Below are 21,956 nucleotides of genomic sequence, written 5' to 3' on the forward strand. Positions count from 1 at the left end.
CGCCCTTCCAATCGCGGTCTTCGGACCCCAGGCCGATCGGCTTGCAAAAAGGTGACGCCCTCGTCATCTTTGTTCGAACGGGAGGACGATGGCGTTGAGTGAAGCTGGAACAGGTGACCTGAACGCCCGCGTCGTGATCGTGGGCGCCGGCCATGCCGGCGGTTCTGCCGCGGCCTTCCTGCGCCAGTACGGCCACGTCGGCCCGATCGTGCTGATCGGCGAAGAGCCCCTGCTGCCCTATCAGCGCCCGCCGCTCAGCAAGGCCTGGCTGAAGGGCGAGGCCGACGCCGACAGCCTGCAGCTCAAGCCCAGCAGCTGGTACGAGGAGGCCGGGGTCTCCCTGCGCCTGGGCGGCGTCGTGGTGTCGATCAATCGCGGCGCCAAGACCGTCAGCCTCGCCTCGGGCGAGACCCTGCCCTACGACTACCTGATCCTGGCCACCGGCGCCCGGGCCCGGGCCCTGCCGATCCCCGGCGCCGATCTCTCCGGCGTGTTGTCGCTGCGCACCGCGGCCGACGCCGAGGCCCTGAAGGCCGCGCTCGGCCCCGGCAAGCGGCTGGCGGTGATCGGCGGCGGCTATGTGGGCCTGGAAGCGGCGGCCTCGGCCCGCGCCCTGGGCGGCCACGTGATGATCATCGAGCGCGAGCCGCGCGTGCTGGCCCGCGTGGCCTGCGAGACCCTGTCCAGCTTCTTCCAGGACTATCACGGCGCCCGGGGCGTGGCCTTCGAGTTGAACGCCGGGGTGGCGGGCTTCGAGGGCGAGAACGGCCACGTGACCGGCGTGCGCTTCACCGACGGCCGGGTGGTGGCCTGCGACGTCGCCCTGGTCGGGGTCGGGGCGATCCCCAACGAGGAGCTGGCGCGCGACGCCGGCCTGGAGTGCGCCAACGGCGTGGTGGTCGACATCGAGGCCCGCACGGCCGATCCGTTCGTGTTCGCCATCGGCGACCTGACCCACCGGCCGCTGCCGATCTATGGCCGCCAGTTCCGGCTGGAGAGCGTGCCCAACGCCCTGGAGCAGGCCAAGCAGGCCGCGTCCGCCATCGCCGGCAAGGCCATGCCGCCGCACGAGATTCCGTGGTTCTGGTCCGACCAGTACGACCTGAAACTGCAGATCGCCGGCCTGCCGTTCGACGCCGACCGCCAGGTGGTGCGCGGCGACGTGGCCGCCGCCAAGTTCGCCGTCTTCCACCTGAAGGGCGACCTGGTCCAGGCCGTCGAGGCGGTCAACGCGCCGCCCGAGTTCATGGCCGGCAAGCAGCTGATCGCCAAGCGCACGCCCGTCAGCATCGAGAAGCTGGCGGATCCGACGATTTCCATGAAAGAAGTAGCGGCGTAAAACGATCGTTCGAAAGTATATTAGGCAAAACCAGTTCAGGGGACCCATGGCCAAGATCACCTACATCGAGCACGACGGCACCGACCACGTCATCGACGTCAAGCCGGGCCTGACGGTCATGGAAGGCGCGGTGAAGAACAACGTGCCGGGCATCGACGCCGACTGCGGCGGCGCCTGCGCCTGCGCCACCTGCCACGTCTATGTCGACGACGCCTGGATCTCGAAGACCGGCGAGAAGTCGGCCATGGAAGAATCGATGCTGGACTTCGCCGAGAACGTCGAGCCGAACTCGCGCCTGTCGTGCCAGATCAAGGTCAGCGACGCGCTGGACGGGCTGGTCGTGCGGCTGCCGGAAAGCCAGCACTAGGGTTCGTGTCAGGGGCGGTGGCTCACCCACTTGCCCCCACCTGACCGCTTCGCGGTCTGTCCGCCCCCATAGGGGGCGGAGGGTGCGCGGACAGCCCTCTTCCCCCTTTGGGGGAAGACGATCGCGAAGCGATCCGTAGGGGGCAAGCGGTCGCCGTACAAACCTAGGACCTAGAACCCGAACTCCGGCTGCGCCGCCCCGGGCTGCTGCGTCTCGGGCAGGTGGCAGGTGAACATCGAGCCCGCGCCGGGTTCGCTCTCCAGCGCCACCCAGCCGCCGTGCAGCTCGACCAGCGCCTTGACCAGGGCCAGGCCCAGGCCCGGGCCGCCGCGGTCGCGGCCGACGAAGCGGTCGAAGATGTGGGCCTGGACGTGGAAGGGCACGCCCCGGCCGGTGTCGGTGACGTCCAGCCGCACCTCGCCCAGGGCCCGTCGCGCCGACAGGGTGACCACCCCGTCCGGCGGAGTCTGGCGCAGGGCGTTCTCGATCAGGTGGTCCAGGATCTGCGACAGCCGCTTGTGGTCGCCGCGGATCAGGCCGACGTCCTTGTCGCACTCGACCGACAGGGTGACCCCGCCGATCTGGGCCAGTTTCAGCGAACGCTCCTGGGCGTCGCTGAGCAGGCCGGCCACGCGGATGTCCTCGATCTCCAGCGCCATCTCGCCGGCGTCGATCTGGGCCATGTCCAGCACGTCGTCGATCGAGCGGGCCAGCTGGGTGGCGGCGGCGCGCACCGAGGCCACGTGGCCCCGGCTGCGGTCCGACAGGCCGTCGGCCCGCTCCAGCAGCTCCGAATAGCCGATGATCGTCGTCAGCGGCGTGCGCAGCTCGTAGGAGACGTTGCCGACGAAGTCGCGCTTGAGCCGCTCAGCCTCGGTCAGGGCCTGGGAGCGGTCGGCCAGGGCGCTTTCCAGCTGCCGGGTGTCGGTGACGTCGGCGAAGGCGATCAGGGTCGCGCCGTCGGGCAACGGACGGCTCTGGTAAACAATGATGCGATTGTCCGAGGTGCGGGTCTCGCCCGAGGTCGGGGCGCGCATCTGGGGATCGGGATCGGCCACCCGGCCCTTCAGCTCGCGCCAGAACGACAGGTCGTGCAGGCGCGGCACGCACAGCTCGACCACGCCCTCGAAGTCGACCGCCGCCTCCAGGGCCTGGGCCGAGACGTTCCAGAAGGTCTCGAAGGCCTCGTTGTGCAGCCGCAGGCGGCCGTCCGAGCCGAACACCGCCACCGCGTCGTTCAGCTTGTCCAGCGTGGCCTGCTGCACCTGGATCAGGGCGTTGTACTGAGCCTTCAGGCGCAGCTCGCCGGTGATGTCGGAATAGAGCAGCAGCATGCCGCCCAGCGGGTGGGGCTGGCGCACGACGCGCAGGGTGCGGCCGTCGGGCAGGTCCCACAGCTCGTCGGCCTGGGGTCCCAGGTCCTCGTAGCGCGCCAGCTCGGCGGCCTTCCATTTGGCGTAGTCGACCGTTTCGGGAAGCCTGCGGCGCTGGCGCAGGCGGTCCAGCACCTCGCCGTGGGTCGGGCGTTCGGCCAGCCAGGCCGGCTCCAGCCCCCAAAGCTCGGCGAAGGCGGTGTTGTGGAAGGCCAGGCGGCGGCCGGCGCTGAAGATCGCCACCGCGTCGGCGATGTGGTTCAGGGTCTCGTCGTGGGCGGCGACGTGCTTCTTCAGCGCGTCGCGCATGTCCTCGACCTCGGTGACGTCGCTGCTGAACACCCCGACCCCGCCGCCGTCCAGCGGCTGGGCCGAGAAGCGCAGGGCGCGGCGGCGGCCGTCCAGCGGCACCCAGCGGACCAGCTCGCGCAGCTCGCCGGCCTTGGCGGCCTCGACGGCCAGGGCGTCGGCGGCCCGATCGATCGACTTGTTGTCGCGCGTCGCGTCGGCGGCCGTCTCGACCCCGACCACGCGCAGATAGGCCGCGTTGCCCCAGACCGGCGCGCCGTCGGCGCCGGAAATCCAGGCCGGCTCGACCAGGCCGTCCATGAAGGCGGCGAAGCGGCCGGCGTCGGGCAGGCCGCTCTCGTCGTCGACGGCCGCGGCCAGGCGCAACCAGGCGCGGGTCCCGGCCGCGCGGCCCTCGACCACCACCCCGCCGCGCGGGCTCCGCGCCTCGAAGGCGCAGACCTCGCCCTGTTCGAACAGGGCCTTCAGCTTGTGGGCGTGGGCTGGATCGGCCTCGGTGAGGGCCGCCACCACGGCCTGGGCGTCGGCGTCGACGTCGAGAATCCGCGCGCATTCGGCCAGGGCGTCCTCGCCGGAGACCAGGTCGACGCCGCCGTCGTGGATGACGACCAAGGCGCTCTCGAAGGCCTCGGCCGCCCCCTGGCTGTCCATCAGCCGGGTTTCCAGGCTCGTGGCGCGGGCCTTCAGGCGGGCCAGATGGTCCTCGAACCGCCGTCGCTGGGACATCGCCCACAGCGTGGCGCAAAGGGCGAGGCAGACCGCGCCGGCCGTCGCGGCCAAGATCAGGTCGGACGAGGTCATCAGGCTTGTCGTCGGCCCCCGGGCTGCGGACGTGGTTAGCGAATCAGATTCACAGATTAGGCCGCGCGTGACCAGAGCGCGATGAGCGCCGCTGTCGCGGAGGCTCGAACGCCTTTTCGGCGCGGCCTTTCCCCAACAGCTGGCGCGGCCTATGTAGCGACCATGACCTGGACCGACCGTTTCGCCCCGTCGCTGGACGATTTCGCCGCCCTGGCGCGAAAGGCCTTCGACGACCTGCCCGCCGATTTCCGCCGCCAGACCGGCGACGTGGTGTTCCGCATCGACGATTTCGCCGCCGACGAGGTGCTCGACGACCTGGGCATCGAGGATCCGTTCGAGCTGACCGGCCTCTACCAGGGCGTCGACCTGGGCCGCCGCTCGGTCCTCGACCCCTCGCCGCAGACCTCGATGGTGTTCCTGTATCGCCGGCCGATCCTCGACGAATGGTGCGAGCGCGGCGACGTCACCCTGGGCGAGCTGATCACCCACGTGCTGGTCCACGAGATCGGCCACCATTTCGGCCTGTCGGACGACGACATCCACCGCATCGAGGACGACGCATGAGCCTGTTCGACGCTGACGCCTGGCGCGGGCGCATGGACGAGCGCTGGTTCGAGAGCGGCGCCCAGCTGGCCGAAGAGGGCAAGGTCGACCTGGTGGCCATCGAGGACGACGCCGTCACCGCCCATGTGACCGGCAGCGTCGGCGATCTCTATGTCGTCAGCCTGCGCGCCCCGGACGGCGAAGGCGCCTGCACCTGCCCGGGCTTCGACAAGTTCGGCGCCTGCAAGCACCAGGCGGCGGTCGTGGTGGCGGCCAACCTGCTGGACGCGACCGGGCGGGGTTATGTGCGCGAGCGGTTGGCCAAGCTGCGCGACGGCCTGGCGCTGGAGAGCAAGGACGCGCTGATCGAGCGGATCGTCGAGCTGGCGAAGCGGGACCCCAAGGTGCTGGCGGGGCTGGAGGGGTAGGGCGCCGGTCTTGGCGTGGGATCACACCCCCTTGCCCCCACCTGGCGGCTTCGCCGCCTGTCCGCCCCCATAGGGGGCGGAGGTTTCGCGCGGCGTCCTCTTCCCCCTGTGGGGGAAGACGGCCGAAGGCCCGTAGGGGGCAAGTGTTCGCCGCCCGGGCCTAGTTCAGTAAGGCAGCTGCTCCGGCGCCGGCGTCCCTGGCGCGGGCGTCTCGGCCGCCGGGCCCTCGGGCCCCGCCGGGCCGGTCAGGATGTCGCCGATCGGGTCGTCGGTGGCCGGGGGCGGGGGTTCGATCACGCCGCCGGGGATCGGGGTGGCCTTCAGGCGCGGCAGGGCCGCGGCCATGAAGTTGCGCCAGATCTCGGCCGGGGCGCCGCCGCCGGTGACCTTGCGCATCGAGGTGTTGTCGTCCTTGCCGGTCCACACCGCGGCGACGAAGCCGCCCGTGTAGCCGACGAACCAGGCGTCGCGGTAGTCGCTGGTGGTGCCGGTCTTGCCGGCGATGTCGTAGCCCGCGACCTTGGCCCGCGTGCCCGTGCCGGCGGCCACCACCTGGCGCATCATCTGGTTCATGTACTGCAGAGACGGCGAGCCGATCACCGCCGGGCGCTGAGTGCGGTCGACGCTGTGGTCGTACAGGACCTTGCCGCTGGTCGTGCGGATGCGCTCGATGCCGTAGCCCTTGGCCAGGAAGCCGCCGTTCGAGAACGGGGCGTAGGCCTGGGCCATCTCCATCGGCGAGACCTCGACCGCGCCCAGGGCCATCGACGGGTCCAGCTGGATCTTGCTGGTGATCCCCAGGCGGCGGGCGGTGGCGGCGACGTTGCTGGTGCCGACCTCGCTGGCCAGGCGCGCGGCGACCGTGTTGATCGACTGGGAGAGCGCCGTCTGCAGGGTCATCTGGCCCAGATACTTGTTGGTGTAGTTCTTGGGCTCCCAGTTGCCGATCTTCACCGGCTCGTCGACGACCACGACGCTGGGATTGCGGCCCTGGTCCATGGCGGTCAGGTAGACGAACGGCTTGAAGGCCGAGCCGGCCTGGCGGCGGGCGCTGGTGGCGCGGTCGAACTGGGTCTCGCCATAGTCGGCGCCGCCGACATAGGCGCGGATGCGGCCTTCGCCGTCGATGGCCACCAGGGCCGCCTGCTGGACGCCCTGGGCCTTGTGGCCCTCGACCCCGACCTGCACCGAGCGCTCGGCGGCCACCTGGATCGGCAGGTCCAGGGTGGTCTCGACGACGAGGTCCTCGGTCGGTTCGCCGACCAGCGAGCGCACCTGGGCGTCGACATAGTCGGTGAAGTACTGGGCGCGCTGGTTGGCCAGGGTGGCCGAGACGCGGACCGGCTCGCGGAAGGCCTCGTCGCGCTGCTCGGCGGTGATGGCCTTCATCCGCACCATCTCGTCGAGCACGATGGTGGCGCGGCGGGCGGCGCGGTCGCTGGCCGAGACCGGCGAATAGCGGGCCGGGGCCTTCATCAGTCCGGCCAGCAGGGCGGCCTCGCCGACGGTCAGCTGCGAGGCGGGCTTGTTGAAATAGCGCTGCGAGGCGGCCTCGATGCCGTAGGCGCCGGCCCCGAAATAGACCCGGTTCATGTACAGGGCCAGGATCTGCTTCTTGCTGAACTTCAGCTCCAGCCAGACGGCCAGGATCAGCTCCTGGGCCTTGCGGCGATAGTTCTGGGCCGGGCTGAGGAACAGGTTCTTGGCCAGCTGCTGGGTGATGGTCGAGCCGCCGCGCTGGGGTCCGCCCTCGTGGCTCAGGTTCCAGATCAGCGAGCGGGCGATGCCCCAGGGGTTGAAGCCGATGTGGTGATAGAATTGACGGTCCTCGATCGCCACGAAGGCGGCCGGCACGTATTCGGGCAGGGCGTCCAGGTCGACGGGCGGCGCGTACTGGCTGCCGCGCACGGCCAGCAGGGCCCCGGAGCGGTCCAGATAGTTGATCGAGGGCTGGCGCTTGACGTCGTACAGCTTGGAGGTGTCGGGCAGATCGCTGGCGAACACCGCGAAGAAGGCGACGACGAAGATCAGGCCCCAGACGCCGAGCACGACCGCCCAGTAGAGCAACGCCTGCAGCGGCGTACGCTGGGGCTTCGCCGGCTTGTTCCCGCCGAAGGTGCCGTTGGCCATGTCGTCCTTATCCCGAAAGGCGCGAATATCCCGGCGCGCGCCGAATTCCGTTTAGCTGAAGCTCACAAAACGCGCGACAAGATTGACGAGGGATGAACGACGCCTCATCGGCCTTGCACGCCCCGCGTGTTCATGGTTCGTTTCACTTTCCGGTCGCGCCGCGAACACGCTGGCGGCCTTCGATGCAGAGCCCGTGAAGCCGATGTCCGCTTTCAAGCCGAATTCCGGGGCCAGATCGTGGCGCCGCGCTTGGCCTGAGGTCCGGGCGCTGTCAAAACACGCCCGTGTACGACCTTCCTGATTCCGTCCAAGACCGGCCGCCCGCTTCGCTCGACGCGGCGCGCGAGGTGCTGCGCCGCACCTTCGGCCACTCGGACTTCCGGGGGCTGCAGGCCGGGGTGATCGGCGAACTGCTGGCCGGGCGCAGCGCCCTGGCCGTGCTGCCCACCGGCGGCGGTAAGAGCCTGTGCTACCAGATCCCGGCCCTGGTCCGCCCGGGCCTGGGCCTGGTGGTCTCGCCGCTGATCGCCCTGATGGCCGACCAGGTGGCGGGCCTGCAGCAGGCCGGCGTCGCGGCCGAGCGGCTGGACAGCAACACCCTGCCCGGCGAGCGGGCCGAGATCTGGCGGCGGATCGACGCCGGGGTGCTGGACCTGCTCTACCTGTCGCCCGAAGGCCTGATGCAGCCGTCGATGCTGGAGCGGCTGTCGCGCCTGCCCCTGTCGCTGGTCGCCGTCGACGAGGCCCACTGCGTCAGCCAGTGGGGCCACGACTTCCGCCCCGAATACCGAATGCTGGGCCGTTTGGCGGAGGTGTTCCCGCACGCCCCGCGCCTGGCCGTCACCGCCACCGCCGACGCCCGGACGCGCGACGACATCCGCTCGGAGCTGCGTCTGCAGGGCGCGGCCGAATTCGTCGACAGCTTCGCCCGCCACGAGCTGGCCCTGAACGCCGAGCGCAAGAAGGGCAAGGGCCACGACCGGGTCATCGAACTGGTCACCGAGCGCCCGAACCGGGCCGGCGTGGTCTATGCCGGCAGCCGCGACTCCACCGAGAAGCTGGCCGAGAAGCTGATCGCCGAGGGCATACCGGCCCTGGCCTATCACGCGGGCCTCGACAAGGCCGTGCGGGCCCGGCGGCTGGAAGAGTTCCTCGAGGCCGACGAGGCGGTGATGGTCGCGACCATCGCCTTCGGCATGGGGGTCGACAAGCCCGACGTCCGCTTCGTGATCCACGCCGATCCGCCGGCCGCCATCGAGGCCTATTGGCAGGAGATCGGCCGCGCCGGCCGCGACCGCCAGCCGGCCGAGGGCATCACCCTCTACAGCTCCGCCGACCTGGCCTGGGCCGTGCGCCGCATCGAGGCCCAGAGCGCGCCCGACGAGGTCAAGGCCGTGCAGCTGCGCAAGCTGCGGCAGTTCTACGCCATGCTGGAAGGCGTCACGTGCCGCGCCGCCGCCGTCCGCCGCTATTTCGGCGAGGAGGGGGTCGAGCGCTGCGGAGTCTGCGACATCTGCATCTCTCTGCCGCTTGGCGTCGACGCCACCCAGGCCGCCCAAAAGGCCCTGTCGGCCGCCCATCGGATGGGCGGGCGATTCGGGCGCGGCCGCTTGGTCGACCACCTGCTGGGCAAGACCAAGGACGTGACCCAGGCCGAGGCCCAGATGTCGACCTTCGGCATCGGCAAGGAGTTCAGCCCGCAGGGCTGGCGCGACCTGATCGACACTCTGGTGTTCGAGGGCCTGCTGCGCGAGGACCCCAATGACGGCCGGCCGTTGATCGGCCTGGGCGACGGCGAGGGCGTGCGCCAGGTCTATCGCGGCGAACGGCCGGTCTCGCTGCGCCAGCAGCCGGCGACCGCCGACAGCCCCGGTCGCTCGGGCGCCGGCAAGACGGCCCGCAAGCGCCAGGCCCTGACCGTGCCGCTGGAGGACCAGGCGCTATTCGAGGCCCTGCGGAGCTGGCGGCGCGAGGAGGCGGCGCTGCAGCACGTGCCGCCCTACGTGATCTTTCACGACGCCACCCTGGCCGAGATCGCCGCCGCCCGTCCGGCCGCCCTGGGCGCGCTGGCCAAGGCCGGGGGCGTGGGCCAGGGCAAGCTCGACCGCTACGGCGAGGCGGTGCTCAAGGTGGTGCGCGACAACTGAGTCGCTCCTGATCAGGGAAACGTTTTGCGGCGCGGCGTGTTACGATGCCTGGCGCCTCCATCCGCAGGATTTCGCATGACCGACTTCACGATCAAGACCCCGGCCCCCAAGGCTTCCGCCAAGACCACGGCCAAGGAAGGCGTCAAGCGCGCCAAGGCCGCCGTGGAGAAGGCGGTCGAGACCGTGGCCGAGAAGACCGAGGTCGCCCGCGCCTACGCCGCCGAAAAGGCCGAGGTCGGCAAGACCTGGAGCATCGAAAAGGCCAAGGCGGCCCACGTGGTCGCCGAGGAGCGCCCCGTCGCCCTGGCGGTCGGGACCTTCGTGGCCGGACTGGTGTTCGGCTTCCTGCTGGCCCGCAACTTCGACCGCTAGATCTGGAGCGCCAGATTCAGAGCGCCAGATTTAGAGCGAGAGCCGCTCGGCGTTGACGCCGGCGGCGCGCAGGGCGGCCAGCCGGGCGAAGGCCAGGGTCAGGGCCTTGCGCCGCGCCGGGGCCAGCGGCGCGACGGGCGCCTCGCGCACCACCGCCCCGCCAAAACCGTCGGCGACGATCAGGCCGGGCTCGTCGGGCAGGATTCCCTCGGGAAAGTTCGGCGAAACGGCGAAATAGAAGCCGTCGCAGTAGGGCGCGTACTCCGGCCACTTGCGATCGATCCGGAAGTCCTCCAGCCCCGACTTGACCTCGACGATCAGCACGTCGCCCTTGGGGCCCAGGGCCATCAGGTCGGCCCGGCGGCCGTTGGGCAGGGTGACCTCGGCCAGGGGCGCGTAGCCCAGCGAGACCAGGAACCGCCCGGCCCCGCGGGTCACCAGGTCGGTGGTCTCGGGCCGTGAAGGCTGAAGATCGATGACGACGTCCATGCCGGAACTTTGTTCCAGCTTTGTTCGTGGATCAAGAGGTCAGTAACGGTAGCGGCATTGAGCCACTTCCAGCCGTTGCTCATCGCCCGAACCGGCCACGCGGTAGACGAGCCGGTCTTCGAGCGTGATCCGCCGCGACCACCAGCCTTTCAGGTCGCCTTTGAGCGGCTCGGGTTTTCCCGTGCCTTTGAACGGCGTGCGCAGGCATTCCTTGATCAGCGCGTTCACTCGATCCAGCGTGGTTTGATCGCTGGCCTGCCAGTGCAGATAATCTTCCCAAGCCTGTTCGGAGAAGACGAGCTTCACGGCTCGATCAGCGTCCGTTCCGACCCCTGCCCGGCGTCCAGTTGCGCGATCGACCTGCGCAGGCGATCGGCGTTGGCCGGCGACGAAAGGAGATGCAGCGTCTCTTCCATGGCATGCCAGTCCGACAGTGAGACCATGACCACCGACTCCGCCTTCTGGCGCGTGATCACCACCGGCGTGCGGTCGTCTACCACGCGGTCCATGACCTCTTTCAGGTTGGCCCGAGTGTCGGAATAGCTGAGCACGTCCATCACGTTCTTCCTCGATCGACGATCTCAATATGTACAGTAATTTGTACAGATCAAGGGGCGTGTCGAGTCACCCGCAGCATTGACGTATCGTAGCCCATGGCCTTGGCCCGGTCGGTCAGGGCCTTCAGCTCGGCCGGGGTTGGCGGCTTGCGGGTCAGGAGCCACAGATAGCGGCCCGAACCCTCGCCGACGATCGACCAGCCATAGTCGTCGGCGTGGTCCAGCACCCAATAGTCGCCGACGAAGAACGGGCCGAAGAACGAAACCTTGAGCTTGGCCCCCGGCTTGTCCCCGGTGGCGGAGTCCGCGACCTTGGCCTTGCCCTCGCTGACCTTGACCGGTCCGGTCGGCCCGCCCTGGCGGCAGGTGTTGACCACCCGGATCAGGCCGTCGGGGCGTTTGGAATACTCGGCCGTGACGCCGTCGCAGCCCTTCTCGAACCGCATGTCGTAGCGCGCGGCCTCGTACCAGAGGCCGGCATAGCGATCGAGGTCGACGGCCTTGGCCGGCTGGGGCGGATGCGGGTTGCCGCTCGGCCCCGCCACGCAGGCGGTGAGGGCGGCCGCGGTCAGCAGGCCGGCGGCGAACAGTCCGGGAAGGCGGTTCATCATCATTAGGCCGGCGGCTGCTGAGGGTATTCCAGCTTGGCGTAGCCGAGCGTCTTCACGCGGGCCAAGGCCTGGGCCTTGGCGGCCGGGCCCATCACGGGCTTGCGCGACAGCAGCCAGACATAGTTGCCGCCCGGAGTGGCCATGATCGCCCAGGAATGGTCGTCGGCGCAGTCCAGCACCCAGTATTCCTGCTTCTTCAGCCCGCCCAGGAAGCTCATGGTGAAGCGGGTGTTCTGGGAGGCCCCGATGATCTTGCCGGTGGTGTCGAACACCTTGGCCGCGCCGCTGGCCGAGCCCTTGCGGCAGACCTGATGCACGGAAAAGCCGTTGGCGCCCTTGCCGGTGAACTCGGTGGTCGGGGCCTGGCAGTCGCGCTGGCCGGCGTTGGGCGTGCGGGCGATCTCGTACCACTTGCCCGTATAGAAGCTGGCCGGGATCGGCCTGGCCGGCGGCTTGGCGGCGGCGACCGCGCCGGTGGCGGCCAGCAGGCTCGCGGCGATCGAGATCAGAAGACTGCGCATGACGCCCACCTTGCCCCACAAGTCGAGCACAACGCAAAGCGCCCCGCCGGAGTTCCCGGCGGGGCGCTGATCTCGCGCGGCGGACAGGCCTATTCGGCGGCGATGGTCACCGGGTGGGCGCGGTCCTTGAAGTTGATGGCCTGCAGGTGGCGGATGCCTTCCTCGGCGATGTCGTCGCCGACCATCCGGTCGCCCTCGCCCTTCAGCTCCTCGATGTCGACGTACATCGCGTAGAAGGCCTTGGTGCGGTCGGTGATGATGCCGGCGTTGAGCAGCGTCTTGACCAGCACCCGGAAGATGTTGGTCTGCTCCTTCATGTTCTCCCGACGCAGGTCGTCGGTCATGATCTTCCCGTACTCCTCGACCACCTTGTCGGGGTCCAGGCCGAACTCGGCGTACAGGTCGAGCTGCTGGTGGGGCGAGACCAGGTTGAACAGCAGGGTCTGGAAGCAGTGCGCCGCCCAGTCCTCGATGATCGCGTGCTCCTCGGGGCTCAGCTTGGGCACGGTGCGGTCGGCCCAGATCTTCCCGAACTTGTGGTGGAAGGCCTCGTCGGTCATCACCAGCTGCAGCATCTTCTTGCCCAGCGGGTCGTGGATCTGGGTGTAGAAGGTGGCGAAGGCGCCCATGGCCAGGCCCTCGACCAGCATCTGCATGCCGATGATCTTCTTGTAGACCTCGGGCGCGCCGATGATCTCGACCAGCAGGGTCTTCAGGGCCGGGCCGCACTCGACCGGCTTGCCCCAGCGGGCCTTGATGTATTTGGCGAAGGCCGTGACGTGGCGGGCCTCTTCGCGGGTCTGGTTGGCGGCGTATTCCTGGGCGCCCTGGTCCTTGAGCACGTGGCAGAGCGATGCCGACAAGTTCAGCGCGCCTTGCTCGCCGTGCAGGATCGACGAGAAGCTGCGCAGCACCGACTGGTTGATGAAGCGGATGCGCTGCTTGGGGTCGCTGAGGTGATTGGAGACGTAATCGGTCGACAGGGCGATCACGAGATCCTCGGGCACCAGGGCCTGGTTCTCCATGTCGAACGGCTCGTCGAAATCGATATAGGCCTTGTCCAGCGGATCCCAGAAGTGGTCGTGGGTCGCCGAAATGATCTTGTCGAAAGCCGTGGAGCGGTTGTTGTAGCGGTCCAGTTCGAGCATCGACTCGAAGTCGTCCGGCGCCACCGCATCGTACATGGCGTCCTTGGTGATGTTGTTGTCCGTCACGGGGGGCTCCTCGCCAATGGGTCTGGACAGGATCCGTCTAACGCGGGTCTCTCTCCTATCTAAACACTGTCAACTCAAAGAGCCGACGGGGTCAAATTAAAAGTGACGATGGCGTCAAGTTCGCAGCAGGCGCCCAGGGGGCGGGGAGAAACGCCACAATGGGCCTGCCCATGGGCTTGAACGTCTTCGCCCTGACCGGCGCCGGGATCTCGGCCGAGAGCGGCCTGGGCACGTTCCGAGACGCCAGCGGGATCTGGACCCGGTACGATCTGTCGGAGGTGGCCACCCCCGAGGGCTTCGCCCGTGATCCGGCCAAGGTGCGGGCCTTCTACAACGCCCGCCGGGCCAATCTGGCGGGCGCGGCGCCCAATGCGGCGCATCTGGCCCTGGCCCGGCTGCAGGCCGGCCTGGCCGCGCGGGGCGGACGATTGTTCCTGTGCACCCAGAACGTCGACGATCTGCACGAGCAGGGCGGCTGCGTCGACGTGGTCCACATGCACGGGCAATTGCGGGTCACTCGCTGCCACGGCTGCGAGGCGACCTGGCCGGACCCGGGGCCGCTGAGCGCCGACAGCGCCTGCCCCGCCTGCGGCGTCGTCGGGACGGCCCGGCCGCACGTGGTGTGGTTCGGCGAGGTCCCGCTGTTCATGGACGCGATCGACGACGCCCTGGAGGACAGCGACCTGTTCGTGTCGATCGGCACCTCGGGCGCGGTCTATCCGGCCGCCGGCCTGGTGGCCCGGGCGCGGCGGCTGGGGATCCGCGCCTGCGAGCTGAACCTGGAGCCCTCGGACAACGCCCGCGCCTTCGACGAGCGTCGCTACGGCCCGGCGACGGAAGTCGTGCCGGCCTGGGTCGACGAGGTATTGGGCGGGTAGGCGCTCCCCCTCACGCCGAGATCGCGTGCAGCTCCGCGGCGTGAGCCCGCAGCCAGCGCCGGTGCGGCGCGGGGTCGCCCGACAGCGTCTCGCACAGCGCCCAGAACCGGGGGCCGTGATTGGCCTCGATCAGGTGGGCGCATTCGTGGGCCACGACATAGTCGGCCACGTCGAACGGAGCCAGGACCAGCCGCCAGCTGTAGCGGATCGCCGCCGGATGGCCGGCACGGGCGGGACGGCACGAGCCCCAGCGGGCCTTGGGGTCGGCGATGGCCACCGAGGGCATGGGACGGCCCAGGGCCGCGGCGTGGTGGGCGGTGCGCTCGGTCAGGCGGGTCAGGGCCTCGCGCTTGGCCAGGCGCAGGATCCGCAGGCCCCAGGCGCTGTCGTCCGGCGCGATCAGGGCGTCGTCGGTCATCTTCGGCCGGCCGGGGCCGACCTCCAGCCGATAGGGTTTGCCCAGCAGGCGCAGGATTCCGCCGGGGGCGATGACCTGGCGGTTGGGCAGGGCGGCCAGCTGGCCGGCGATCCACTCTGCCTTCTCGTGGGCGAAGGCCACGGCCTCGGGCAGCCGGCGCGGGGTGGGGGCCAGGGCCACCACCTCGGACTTGGCCCGGTCGACCCGCAGCGAGATCCGCCGCGCCCGGCCGTCGACCTTCAGCCGCACCGCGCAGCCGCGCACGTCCAGCCGGTCACCGTCGGCGTAGCGCTGCGGGCGGAAGAGGTTCATGCCCTCTAGATCGCTCTTGGCCGGGAGTCGCGCAAGGCCGAGCCAGGCCCTCCCCCTGTGGGGGAGGCGGCCGAAGGCCGGCGGGGGGATGCGACGGCGACCATCACAGGCAGAATCGACGACCCGATAACGCCCCCCTCCGATCGCTGCGCGATCACCTCCCCCACAGGGGGGGCCTGGACGCGCAGGCTTCAGCCCCCGAAGTTCGGATCGTTCTTGAGGATGAAGTCGCGGACCCGCGGATAGATCTCCTCACGGAACCGGCGGCCGTTGAACACCCCGTAGTGGCCGACGTTCGGCTGGATGTAGTCTTCCTTCATCGTCTCGGGCAGGGACGAGCACAGGGCGTGGGCGGCCTGAGTCTGGCCGATGCCGGAGATGTCGTCGTTCTCGCCCTCCACCGTCATCAGGCCGATGTCGGTGATCAGGTCCGGCCGGACCAACTGGCCGCGGTGGGAAAGCTCGCCCTTGGGCAGCAGGTGTTGCTGGAAGACGATGTCGATGGTCTGGAGATAGAATTCCTCGGTCAGGTCCAGCACCGACAGGTACTCGTCGTAGAACTCCAGGTGCTTGTCGGCGCTGTCGCCGTCGCCCTTCACCAGGTCCTGGAAGTAGCGCTGGTGCGCCTGCTGGTGCTTCTCGGCGTTCATGCTCATGAAGCTGGCCAGCTGGACGAAGCCCGGATAGACGCGCCGGCCCATGCCCGGATAGGGCGGCGGCACGGTGTAGATCATGTTCGACTGGAACCAGGCGAACGGCTTTTCCTCGGCCAGGTTGTTGGTCACGGTCGGCGACAGGCGCGCGTCGATCGGCGAGCCCATGAAGGTCATGCTGGCGGGCCGCGACGGATCGCCGTCCTCGGCCATCAGGGCGGCGGCGGCCAGGACCGGCGGGCCGGGCTGGCAGACGGCCACGACGTTGGGGCGCGGACCCAGCACCCGCAGCATGTCGCGGATGTGGTCGATATAGTCGTGGAAGTCGAAGCGGCCCTGCAGGACCGAGACGTCGCGGGCGTTGACCCAGTCGACGATGAACACGGCGTGGTCGGGCAGGAAGGCCTCGACCGTGCCCCGCAACAAGGTCGCGTAGTGACCTGAAAGGGGCGCGACGATCAGCACGGCGGGGTCCAGCTGGAACTTGCCGGCCCGGCGCATGTCGGCCATGTCGCGGTCGAACTGGATCACCCGCGCCCAGGGGCTTTCCCAGACCACGGTCGGGCGCACGCGCACGTCGATCTGCCCCACCTTGACCGTGTCGATGCGCCAGTCCGGTTTGCCGTAGCGGCGGGTGACGTTGGAGAAAAGGTTGGCGCCCGCGTGAATGCGCCGGCCAAGATCGCTCTCGGCCGCCGGATTCAGGGGCGAGCCCCAGAAGTCGCGGGCCGCGCGGGCCGCGAGGCGCAGGGGGGTCGAGGCATAGAAGCTTGCCTCATGCAGGGCGTACAGCATGGCGCATCCAGTATGTTGCGATGCAGCATAACACGCCGAAGCCTAAGAAAGTACAGACTTCCGATAGCGGTACAGCGTCGCGGTTCTACCGGCCCTCCATGGCGTCCTTGATCTGCCGGGCGATCTCCTCGGGCGGCAGGTTGTAGGCGATCACCTTGTCGAACCGGCCCTTGGGATCCATCAGATAGATCGCGGTCGAATGGTCGACGCTGTAGTCCGGTCCGTCGCCGACCTGCTTGTAATAGGCGCGATAGGCCTTGGCCGCGGCGGCCACCTGGGCCGGCGTGCCGGTCAGGCCGACGATGTTTTTCGGCAGGGTGGGTCCCGACAGGAAGGTCTTCAGCTGCTCGGGATTGTCGCGGCCGGGATCGACCGAGATGAAGACGATCTTCAGGTCCTTGGCCTTGGGGCCCAGCCGGTCGCTGGCGGCGGCCAGGGCCTGCAGGGTGCCGGGGCAGACGTCCGGACAGTAGGTGAAGCCGAAGAACAGCGCGTTCCACTGGCCTTTCAGCGTCGCCTCGGTGGTCGGTCGGCCGTTCTGGTCGACCAGCTGGAAGGGTCCGCCGACCAGGGAGGGCGGTGGAGCCTTGTCGAAGACGCCCGCCCTGAAGATCAGTCCGCCGGCCACAAGCACGGCCAGCAGACCGGCCAGAATCGCGAACAACCGATGACGCGGCATGGACGTTGAACCTTTCGCTCTCGCCAGACGAGAATTTCTGGCCTTAAGGTGCGACATGGCAGACGCGTCTCTCAAGAATGCGCCGCATAGTTCGCCTCGATCGGGGCTCGATAAGCCTGACGTCGAGGCGGCGCAAGACGAGGACTGGTCCTGGGCGGGGCCGGGGCTGCGTCGGGGACGCCTGAGGGTCCGCACCCTGATCGCCCAGCGCTGGGTGATGGTGATCGGCCAGACGGCCGCCGTGCTGGTGGCCGGCCTGCTCCTGGACCTGAAGATCCCCTACGCCCTGTGCTTTTCCCTGATCGCGATGTCGGCCTGGCTGAACGTGCTGATCGGCCTGGCGTTCGGCGGCCAGCGGATGGCGCGCGAGGGCGAGGCCACGCTGCAGATCACCTTCGACACCCTGCAGCTGGCGGGGATGCTTTACCTGACCGGCGGGATCATCAATCCGTTCTCCCTGCTGCTGATCGCCCCGGTCACCCTGGCCGCCGCCACCCTGCCGGCCCGGTTCGCCGCGGGGATCGGCACCCTGGCGGTGGCGGCCTGCGTGGTCCTGGCCTTTTTCTATCTGCCCCTGCCCTACCGGCCGGCGGCGGGGCCGGGACCCGTGCCTGGCGGGCTGACCCTGATGACCATCGTCCTGTCGCGGGTCCTGGGCATCGCCGTGACCGGGGCCTATGCCTGGCAGGCGGCGACGGAATCGGCGCGGATGGAGCTGGCGCTGAACGTCACCGAGACGGTGCTGGCCCGCGAGCAGCGATTGTCGGCGCTGGGCGCCCTGGCCGCCGCCGCCGCCCACGAGCTGGGCACGCCCCTGGCCACCATCTCGGTGGTGGCGCGCGAGATGGTCCGCAACGCTCCCGACGAGCAGACGCGCGAGGACGCCGAGCTGATGATCGGCCAGGCCGCGCGCTGCCGCGAGATCCTGGCCCGGCTGACCGAGATGCCCGAGGCCAAGGACGCGGTCCACGAGCGCATCAGCCTGGTGCAGCTGGTCCACGAGGTGATCGAGCCGCACATGATCCACGGCGTCCGGGTCGAGGCGGTGGTCAACGGACCGCCCGGCGATTCCGCGCCCGACATCTGGCGGCGCGCCGAGATTCTTCACGCCCTGACGACGATCGTCGAGAACGCCGTCGACTTCGCCCGGGCCGAGGTCATCGTCGTGGCCCGCTTCGACGCCCGCGCCGTGGTGATCGAGGTGCGCGACGACGGGCCGGGGTTCTCGCCGGAGATCCTGGCCAAGCTGGGCGAGCCCTACGTCACCTCGCGTCCCGGGGCCGAGGGCTCCAGGACCGGTCATATCGGCATGGGCCTGGGCTTCTTCATCGCCAAGACCCTGTTGGAACGGACCGGGGCCACGGTGGATTTCAAGAACGGACGGCGCGGCGGCGCGGTGGTCGCGGCGCGTTGGCCGCGGTCGGCGCTGGAGGCGCCGGCGATCATCGGGGCGAGCGAGCTTTAATGAAACACTTGCGACACTCGGGAATTGGGCAGCAAGATATCTTGTTCGTGGCCTGGTTGAGTGTCGGCGTTGGGAGGCGCTGAATTTTATGGCGGATATCAGTGAGATGGTCGCGGCTTTGCCCGACAAGTCCCTGCTGCTTCTCGACGACGACGCGCCCTTGCGTACGCGCCTGGGTCGAGCGCTCGAACAGCGCGGATTTGCGGTGACGCTCTGCGCGTCGGTCGCCGAGGCGATGAGCGCCCTGCGAACCTCCGCGCCCGCCCACGCGGTGCTGGACATGCGGCTGGAGGACGGCACGGGCCTGAAGGTCGTCGAGGCCGTGCGCGACGTCCGCCCGGACGCCAAGGTCATCATGCTGACCGGCTACGGCAATATCGCCACCGCCGTCGCGGCGGTGAAGGCCGGGGTGATCGACTACCTCTCCAAGCCGGCCGACGCCGACGACGTGGCCCGCGCCCTGCTGGCCGCCAAGGACGCCGCCCCGGTCCCGCCCGAAAATCCGATGAGCGCCGACCGGGTCCGCTGGGAGCACATCCAGCGGGTCTACGAGATGTGCGGCCACAACGTCTCGGAGACCGCCCGGCGGCTGAACATGCACCGACGGACGTTGCAGCGGATCCTGGCCAAGCGCGCGCCGCGGTAGCGCCTAGGGCCTCCCCCCGTGGGGGAGGCGATCGCGCAGCGATCGGTGGGGGAGTTTTGGGATCGTCGATCCGAGACCTGGCCGACTGCCGATCGCTCCCCCCTCCGTCGGCCTTCGGCCGACACCTCCCCCACAGGGGGAGGTCGGCTCGTTTCACATCGCCGAAATGCCGCCGTCCAGCTTCAGTTCGGCGCCGGTCATGAACTTGCTCTCGTCGCTGGCCAGGTAGAGCACCGCGTTGGCGATGTCGTTCGGCTCGCCGATGTGGCCCAGCGGGATCTGCCGGCCCAGCTTGGCGTGGGCCTCCTCCTTGCCCAGGCGCTGGCTCAGCGGATCCAGGATCGGGGTGTCGATGAAGGTCGGATGGATCGAGTTGGAGCGGATATCCAGCCCCATCTTGGCGCAGTAGAGGGCGATGTTCTTGCTCAGCAGCCAGACGCCGGCCTTGGAGGCGTTGTAGGCCGGCGAATTGTGGTTGGCGATCAGGCCGGCGATCGAGCTGATGTTGATGATCGAACCCGGCTGATGGGCGCGCATGTATTTCAGCGCGTGCTTGGCGCCCAGGAAGACGCTGTCGACATTGATCGACATGATCTTCTTCCAGAGGTCGAACTCCATCTGCTCCAGCGGCCTGTCGCCCGCGACCCCGGCGTTGTTGAGCAGGACCGAGATCCCGCCCATGGCCGCGTCGGCCTTCTCCAGCGCCTCGATCCACTGGTCTTCCTGGGTGACGTCCAGCGCGAAGGCGAAGGCCGTGCCCGCGCCGTGGGCGGCGTTGATCTCGGCCGCCACCGCCTGGGCCCCGGCGAAGTTGATGTCGGCGAGGCTGACCTTGGCGCCCTCTTGCGCCAGCCGCCGCGCGGCCGCCGCGCCCAGGCCCTGAGCCCCGCCCGTGATGAAGGCCTTCTTGCCGGCGACCCGGCCCGTGCTCTGCGCCATTTTCGACGTCCTCCCGATTATAATTCAAACATTAGTTTGAACTGGAAGCGGCGGTGACGGAAGGGGGAAACGCCGTGCGTCCTTCGAGCTCCGCTGCGCGGGCGCCTCAGGATAAGGAGCTATGTGCTGGTTTCCTCATCCTGAGGTGCGAGGCGCAGCCGAGCCTCGAAGGACGCACGGCTTCAGCCCGCGATCTCGTCCATGAAGCGCGCCATCGTCACGTCCAGGTCGCTGACGCCGTCCGCGTCGTGGGTGGTCAGCACCACCTCGACCCGGTTGTAGACGTTGAACCACTCCGGATGATGGTCCAGCTGGTCGGCCTTCAGGGCCACGCGGGTCATGAAGCCGAAGGCGGCGTTGAAGTCGGCGAACTTGAAGGTCTTGCCGATCGCGTCCTTCTCGGACACGGCGGCCCAGCCTTCCAGTTGGGAGAGGGCGGCGGCGGCGCCGATCTTGGCGGGGCGGGACATGGCGGCTCCTGACGTTCGACTTTGTCGAACCCTCAGAACGCCAAACCGGTCGCCGCCGCAAGGTCCTCCAGCGCCTGGTCCTCGGTGGCGACCTTGATGGCGGTCATGCCCAGGGCCGCCGCCGGCTTGCAGTTGACCCCCAGGTCGTCGAGATAGACGCAAGCGGCGGGCTCGACCGCCAACTGCTCGCACATCATCGCGTAGATGCGCGGATCGGGCTTGCGGACCCCCGCCTTGGAGCTTTCGATCACCGCGTCGAACTGGTCGAAGATGTCGGCGACGGCCTGCGCCTTCTCGGCCGAGCCCGCCATGCCCGTGCCGTGGCCGGTGGCGACGTTGTTGGTGATGCAGCCGACCTTGAACCGCGCCTTGCAGGTCTTCAGCGCCGCCACGACCCGCGGCCGCACGTCGCCCGACAGCAGGGGCAGCACCTCGGCGCCGCGCACCGCGTGACCCAGCCGCACGGCCTCCTCCAGGAACATCGCATCGAAAGCCGCCGCGTCGATTTCCGAACGCTCGAACAGCGCCCAGGCGTTGGCGTCGGGGTCGGCGGCGTTGACCCGGCGGATGAAGTCCCGGGGCAGGCCGCGCTGGGCCTCGAACCGCCGGAAGGCCTCGAACGGCGAGGTGGTGAACACGCCGCCGAAATCCCAGATCACCGCCTCGATCGCCATGCTCGCCTCAAACAACTGTTTGACTCACGCTATGCGGCCGACACGGCCGTGGCAATCGCCTGATGAATCTTCATGGCCAAGCTCGCGTTGAGGGTGAAAGCGGGCGAAACCGGGTGGGGGCTCTGGTTTGTTAACCTTCTGGAGTTTTCGCCATGGTCCGCCGCCTGCTTCCGCTGCTCGTTCTCGCCGCCGCCTGCGCGGCGTGGGGCGGCGCATCGGCCGAGGAACGGCCTGGCGAGTGCGTCACGCGGCGGGTCACCGGTCCGGGCGGCGCCTATCGCTACGATCGCGTCGAGTGCGAGGTCCAGGCGGGCTGGAGCGATTTCGACCGCTGGGGTTATCAGCGACCGCTCGATGTGGTGGACGCGCCGCTGCGCGGCGATCGCTACGGCGGCTGGAGCCAGGTCGCTCCGGACCATGGCTATCGGGGTCACGAGGAACGACCGTCCCAGGACGATCGCCTCGAGGACGATCGTTTGGGCGCGCGCCATCTAACTTATCGCGTCGCGGGCCGCGACGCGGACGGCTTCCTGGTCTGGCCAGGCAAGTCGCCGTGACGACTCAGGTTTTTGGCCCGGGGCTTGCGTGAGGCAGAGCCGCACGCATCAAATCGGGACGGGGGAACTTCCATCATGCGCCAACCGAGCAAGCCGCTCTTCAAGACCTATGAGATCGTGGCGATCGTCGCCTTCGTGCTGGCCGCGATCGGGGTCGGCAGCCTGAGACTAGTCTACTAGGCCTCGCCAGCGCTTTAGCGCCGGGTTTGGCCGACTTCGGAACATAAGGACCCCGTCCGCGCGTTGTGGACGGGTATCCGGAGGTTCCG

At 69.1% G+C, this 21,956-nt stretch carries 24 protein-coding genes; 10 read left to right on the forward strand and 14 right to left on the reverse strand.

Features of this window, described 5'->3' with window-relative positions:
• Window positions 1–88 precede the first annotated feature (88 nt).
• The gene (locus tag ASD38_RS01965; protein WP_056457102.1) at window positions 89–1,339 is read left to right on the forward strand and encodes an NAD(P)/FAD-dependent oxidoreductase; all 1,251 of its coding nucleotides are present in this window, start codon (window positions 89–91) and stop codon (window positions 1,337–1,339) included.
• A 46-nt stretch (window positions 1,340–1,385) separates the two neighbouring features.
• Entirely contained in the window at window positions 1,386–1,706 is a 321-nt protein-coding gene (locus ASD38_RS01970) for a 2Fe-2S iron-sulfur cluster-binding protein (RefSeq protein ID WP_056443687.1), read from the forward strand.
• A 170-nt stretch (window positions 1,707–1,876) separates the two neighbouring features.
• On the opposite strand, the gene divL is transcribed toward ASD38_RS01970, so the two are convergent.
• Entirely contained in the window at window positions 1,877–4,189 is a 2,313-nt protein-coding gene (divL, locus tag ASD38_RS01975; RefSeq protein ID WP_056457103.1) for a cell cycle protein kinase DivL, read from the reverse strand.
• A 162-nt stretch (window positions 4,190–4,351) separates the two neighbouring features.
• On the opposite strand from divL, the gene ASD38_RS01980 reads away from it, so the two are divergent.
• Complete coding sequence (locus tag ASD38_RS01980; RefSeq protein WP_056443689.1) at window positions 4,352–4,753, forward strand: metallopeptidase family protein; 402 nt, start codon at window positions 4,352–4,354, stop codon at window positions 4,751–4,753.
• Window positions 4,750–5,160 carry an SWIM zinc finger family protein gene (locus tag ASD38_RS01985; RefSeq protein WP_056457104.1) on the forward strand — a complete coding sequence of 137 codons (411 nt, stop codon included), beginning with the start codon at window positions 4,750–4,752 and terminating at the stop codon, window positions 5,158–5,160. The genes ASD38_RS01980 and ASD38_RS01985 overlap by 4 nt, the downstream gene beginning before the upstream one ends.
• A gap of 165 nt (window positions 5,161–5,325) precedes the next feature.
• On the opposite strand, the gene ASD38_RS01990 is transcribed toward ASD38_RS01985, so the two are convergent.
• A complete protein-coding gene (locus tag ASD38_RS01990; protein ID WP_056443691.1) occupies window positions 5,326–7,290 on the reverse strand; it encodes a transglycosylase domain-containing protein in 1,965 nt (654 codons plus the stop codon).
• Between the two features lie 284 nt (window positions 7,291–7,574).
• On the opposite strand from ASD38_RS01990, the gene recQ reads away from it, so the two are divergent.
• Both recQ and ASD38_RS02000 read left to right on the forward strand, forming a co-directional pair.
• The gene (recQ, locus tag ASD38_RS01995) at window positions 7,575–9,437 is read left to right on the forward strand and encodes a DNA helicase RecQ (RefSeq protein ID WP_200945986.1); all 1,863 of its coding nucleotides are present in this window, start codon (window positions 7,575–7,577) and stop codon (window positions 9,435–9,437) included.
• A gap of 75 nt (window positions 9,438–9,512) precedes the next feature.
• Window positions 9,513–9,809, forward strand: a complete 297-nt coding sequence (locus ASD38_RS02000; protein ID WP_056443692.1) for a hypothetical protein — start codon at window positions 9,513–9,515, stop codon at window positions 9,807–9,809.
• Between the two features lie 30 nt (window positions 9,810–9,839).
• On the opposite strand, the gene mmcB is transcribed toward ASD38_RS02000, so the two are convergent.
• The 6 genes from mmcB to ASD38_RS02030 all read right to left on the reverse strand — a co-directional run bounded on the left by mmcB (window position 9,840) and on the right by ASD38_RS02030 (window position 13,201).
• Entirely contained in the window at window positions 9,840–10,298 is a 459-nt protein-coding gene (mmcB, locus tag ASD38_RS02005; protein WP_056443695.1) for a DNA repair putative endonuclease MmcB, read from the reverse strand.
• Between the two features lie 39 nt (window positions 10,299–10,337).
• Window positions 10,338–10,604: a Txe/YoeB family addiction module toxin gene (locus tag ASD38_RS02010; protein WP_056457110.1), complete on the reverse strand. Its 267-nt coding sequence runs from the start codon at window positions 10,602–10,604 to the stop codon at window positions 10,338–10,340.
• Window positions 10,601–10,855, reverse strand: a complete 255-nt coding sequence (locus ASD38_RS02015; RefSeq protein ID WP_056443697.1) for a type II toxin-antitoxin system Phd/YefM family antitoxin — start codon at window positions 10,853–10,855, stop codon at window positions 10,601–10,603. Before ASD38_RS02015 ends, ASD38_RS02010 begins: the two co-directional genes overlap by 4 nt.
• A gap of 50 nt (window positions 10,856–10,905) precedes the next feature.
• On the reverse strand, window positions 10,906–11,463 hold the full coding sequence (locus ASD38_RS02020; protein ID WP_156390525.1) for a lipocalin family protein: 558 nt from the start codon (window positions 11,461–11,463) through the stop codon (window positions 10,906–10,908).
• Window positions 11,464–11,468: 5 nt separating this feature from the next.
• The gene (locus ASD38_RS02025) at window positions 11,469–11,987 is read right to left on the reverse strand and encodes a lipocalin family protein (protein ID WP_056458226.1); all 519 of its coding nucleotides are present in this window, start codon (window positions 11,985–11,987) and stop codon (window positions 11,469–11,471) included.
• An 89-nt stretch (window positions 11,988–12,076) separates the two neighbouring features.
• Complete coding sequence (locus tag ASD38_RS02030; RefSeq protein WP_056457112.1) at window positions 12,077–13,201, reverse strand: ferritin-like domain-containing protein; 1,125 nt, start codon at window positions 13,199–13,201, stop codon at window positions 12,077–12,079.
• Between the two features lie 170 nt (window positions 13,202–13,371).
• Here ASD38_RS02030 and ASD38_RS02035 point away from each other — a divergent pair, with 170 nt between their 5' ends.
• Entirely contained in the window at window positions 13,372–14,079 is a 708-nt protein-coding gene (locus tag ASD38_RS02035) for an NAD-dependent deacylase (RefSeq protein ID WP_082554829.1), read from the forward strand.
• Window positions 14,080–14,089: 10 nt separating this feature from the next.
• Here the strand turns inward: ASD38_RS02035 and ASD38_RS02040 are convergent, their stop codons facing one another.
• From ASD38_RS02040 to ASD38_RS02050, 3 genes are all read right to left on the reverse strand, one after another.
• On the reverse strand, window positions 14,090–14,809 hold the full coding sequence (locus ASD38_RS02040; protein ID WP_056457113.1) for a M48 family metallopeptidase: 720 nt from the start codon (window positions 14,807–14,809) through the stop codon (window positions 14,090–14,092).
• Between the two features lie 191 nt (window positions 14,810–15,000).
• Window positions 15,001–16,257 (reverse strand): polyhydroxyalkanoate depolymerase, encoded by a 1,257-nt coding sequence (locus ASD38_RS02045; protein WP_056443716.1) that lies wholly within the window; start codon window positions 16,255–16,257, stop codon window positions 15,001–15,003.
• A gap of 85 nt (window positions 16,258–16,342) precedes the next feature.
• Window positions 16,343–16,936, reverse strand: coding sequence for an SCO family protein (locus ASD38_RS02050; RefSeq protein WP_056457114.1), 594 nt, complete (start codon window positions 16,934–16,936; stop codon window positions 16,343–16,345).
• 55 nt (window positions 16,937–16,991) lie between these two features.
• On the opposite strand from ASD38_RS02050, the gene ASD38_RS02055 reads away from it, so the two are divergent.
• Together ASD38_RS02055 and ASD38_RS02060 are read left to right on the forward strand one after the other, a co-directional pair.
• Window positions 16,992–18,401: an ActS/PrrB/RegB family redox-sensitive histidine kinase gene (locus ASD38_RS02055; protein ID WP_056443724.1), complete on the forward strand. Its 1,410-nt coding sequence runs from the start codon at window positions 16,992–16,994 to the stop codon at window positions 18,399–18,401.
• 88 nt (window positions 18,402–18,489) lie between these two features.
• Window positions 18,490–19,047, forward strand: a complete 558-nt coding sequence (locus ASD38_RS02060) for an ActR/PrrA/RegA family redox response regulator transcription factor (RefSeq protein WP_056443726.1) — start codon at window positions 18,490–18,492, stop codon at window positions 19,045–19,047.
• Window positions 19,048–19,200: 153 nt separating this feature from the next.
• Here the strand turns inward: ASD38_RS02060 and ASD38_RS02065 are convergent, their stop codons facing one another.
• The 3 genes from ASD38_RS02065 to ASD38_RS02075 all read right to left on the reverse strand — a co-directional run bounded on the left by ASD38_RS02065 (window position 19,201) and on the right by ASD38_RS02075 (window position 21,130).
• A complete protein-coding gene (locus ASD38_RS02065) occupies window positions 19,201–19,986 on the reverse strand; it encodes an SDR family oxidoreductase (RefSeq protein WP_056443728.1) in 786 nt (261 codons plus the stop codon).
• Between the two features lie 182 nt (window positions 19,987–20,168).
• A complete protein-coding gene (locus ASD38_RS02070) occupies window positions 20,169–20,456 on the reverse strand; it encodes a 4a-hydroxytetrahydrobiopterin dehydratase (RefSeq protein WP_056457115.1) in 288 nt (95 codons plus the stop codon).
• A gap of 32 nt (window positions 20,457–20,488) precedes the next feature.
• Window positions 20,489–21,130, reverse strand: coding sequence for an HAD-IA family hydrolase (locus ASD38_RS02075; protein ID WP_056443736.1), 642 nt, complete (start codon window positions 21,128–21,130; stop codon window positions 20,489–20,491).
• A gap of 152 nt (window positions 21,131–21,282) precedes the next feature.
• Here ASD38_RS02075 and ASD38_RS02080 point away from each other — a divergent pair, with 152 nt between their 5' ends.
• A complete protein-coding gene (locus ASD38_RS02080) occupies window positions 21,283–21,687 on the forward strand; it encodes a hypothetical protein (RefSeq protein ID WP_056443738.1) in 405 nt (134 codons plus the stop codon).
• Window positions 21,688–21,956: the final 269 nt, after the last annotated feature.

The sequence above is a fragment of the Caulobacter sp. Root487D2Y genome (assembly GCF_001427165.1).
In the GTDB taxonomy this organism is placed as follows: domain Bacteria; phylum Pseudomonadota; class Alphaproteobacteria; order Caulobacterales; family Caulobacteraceae; genus Caulobacter.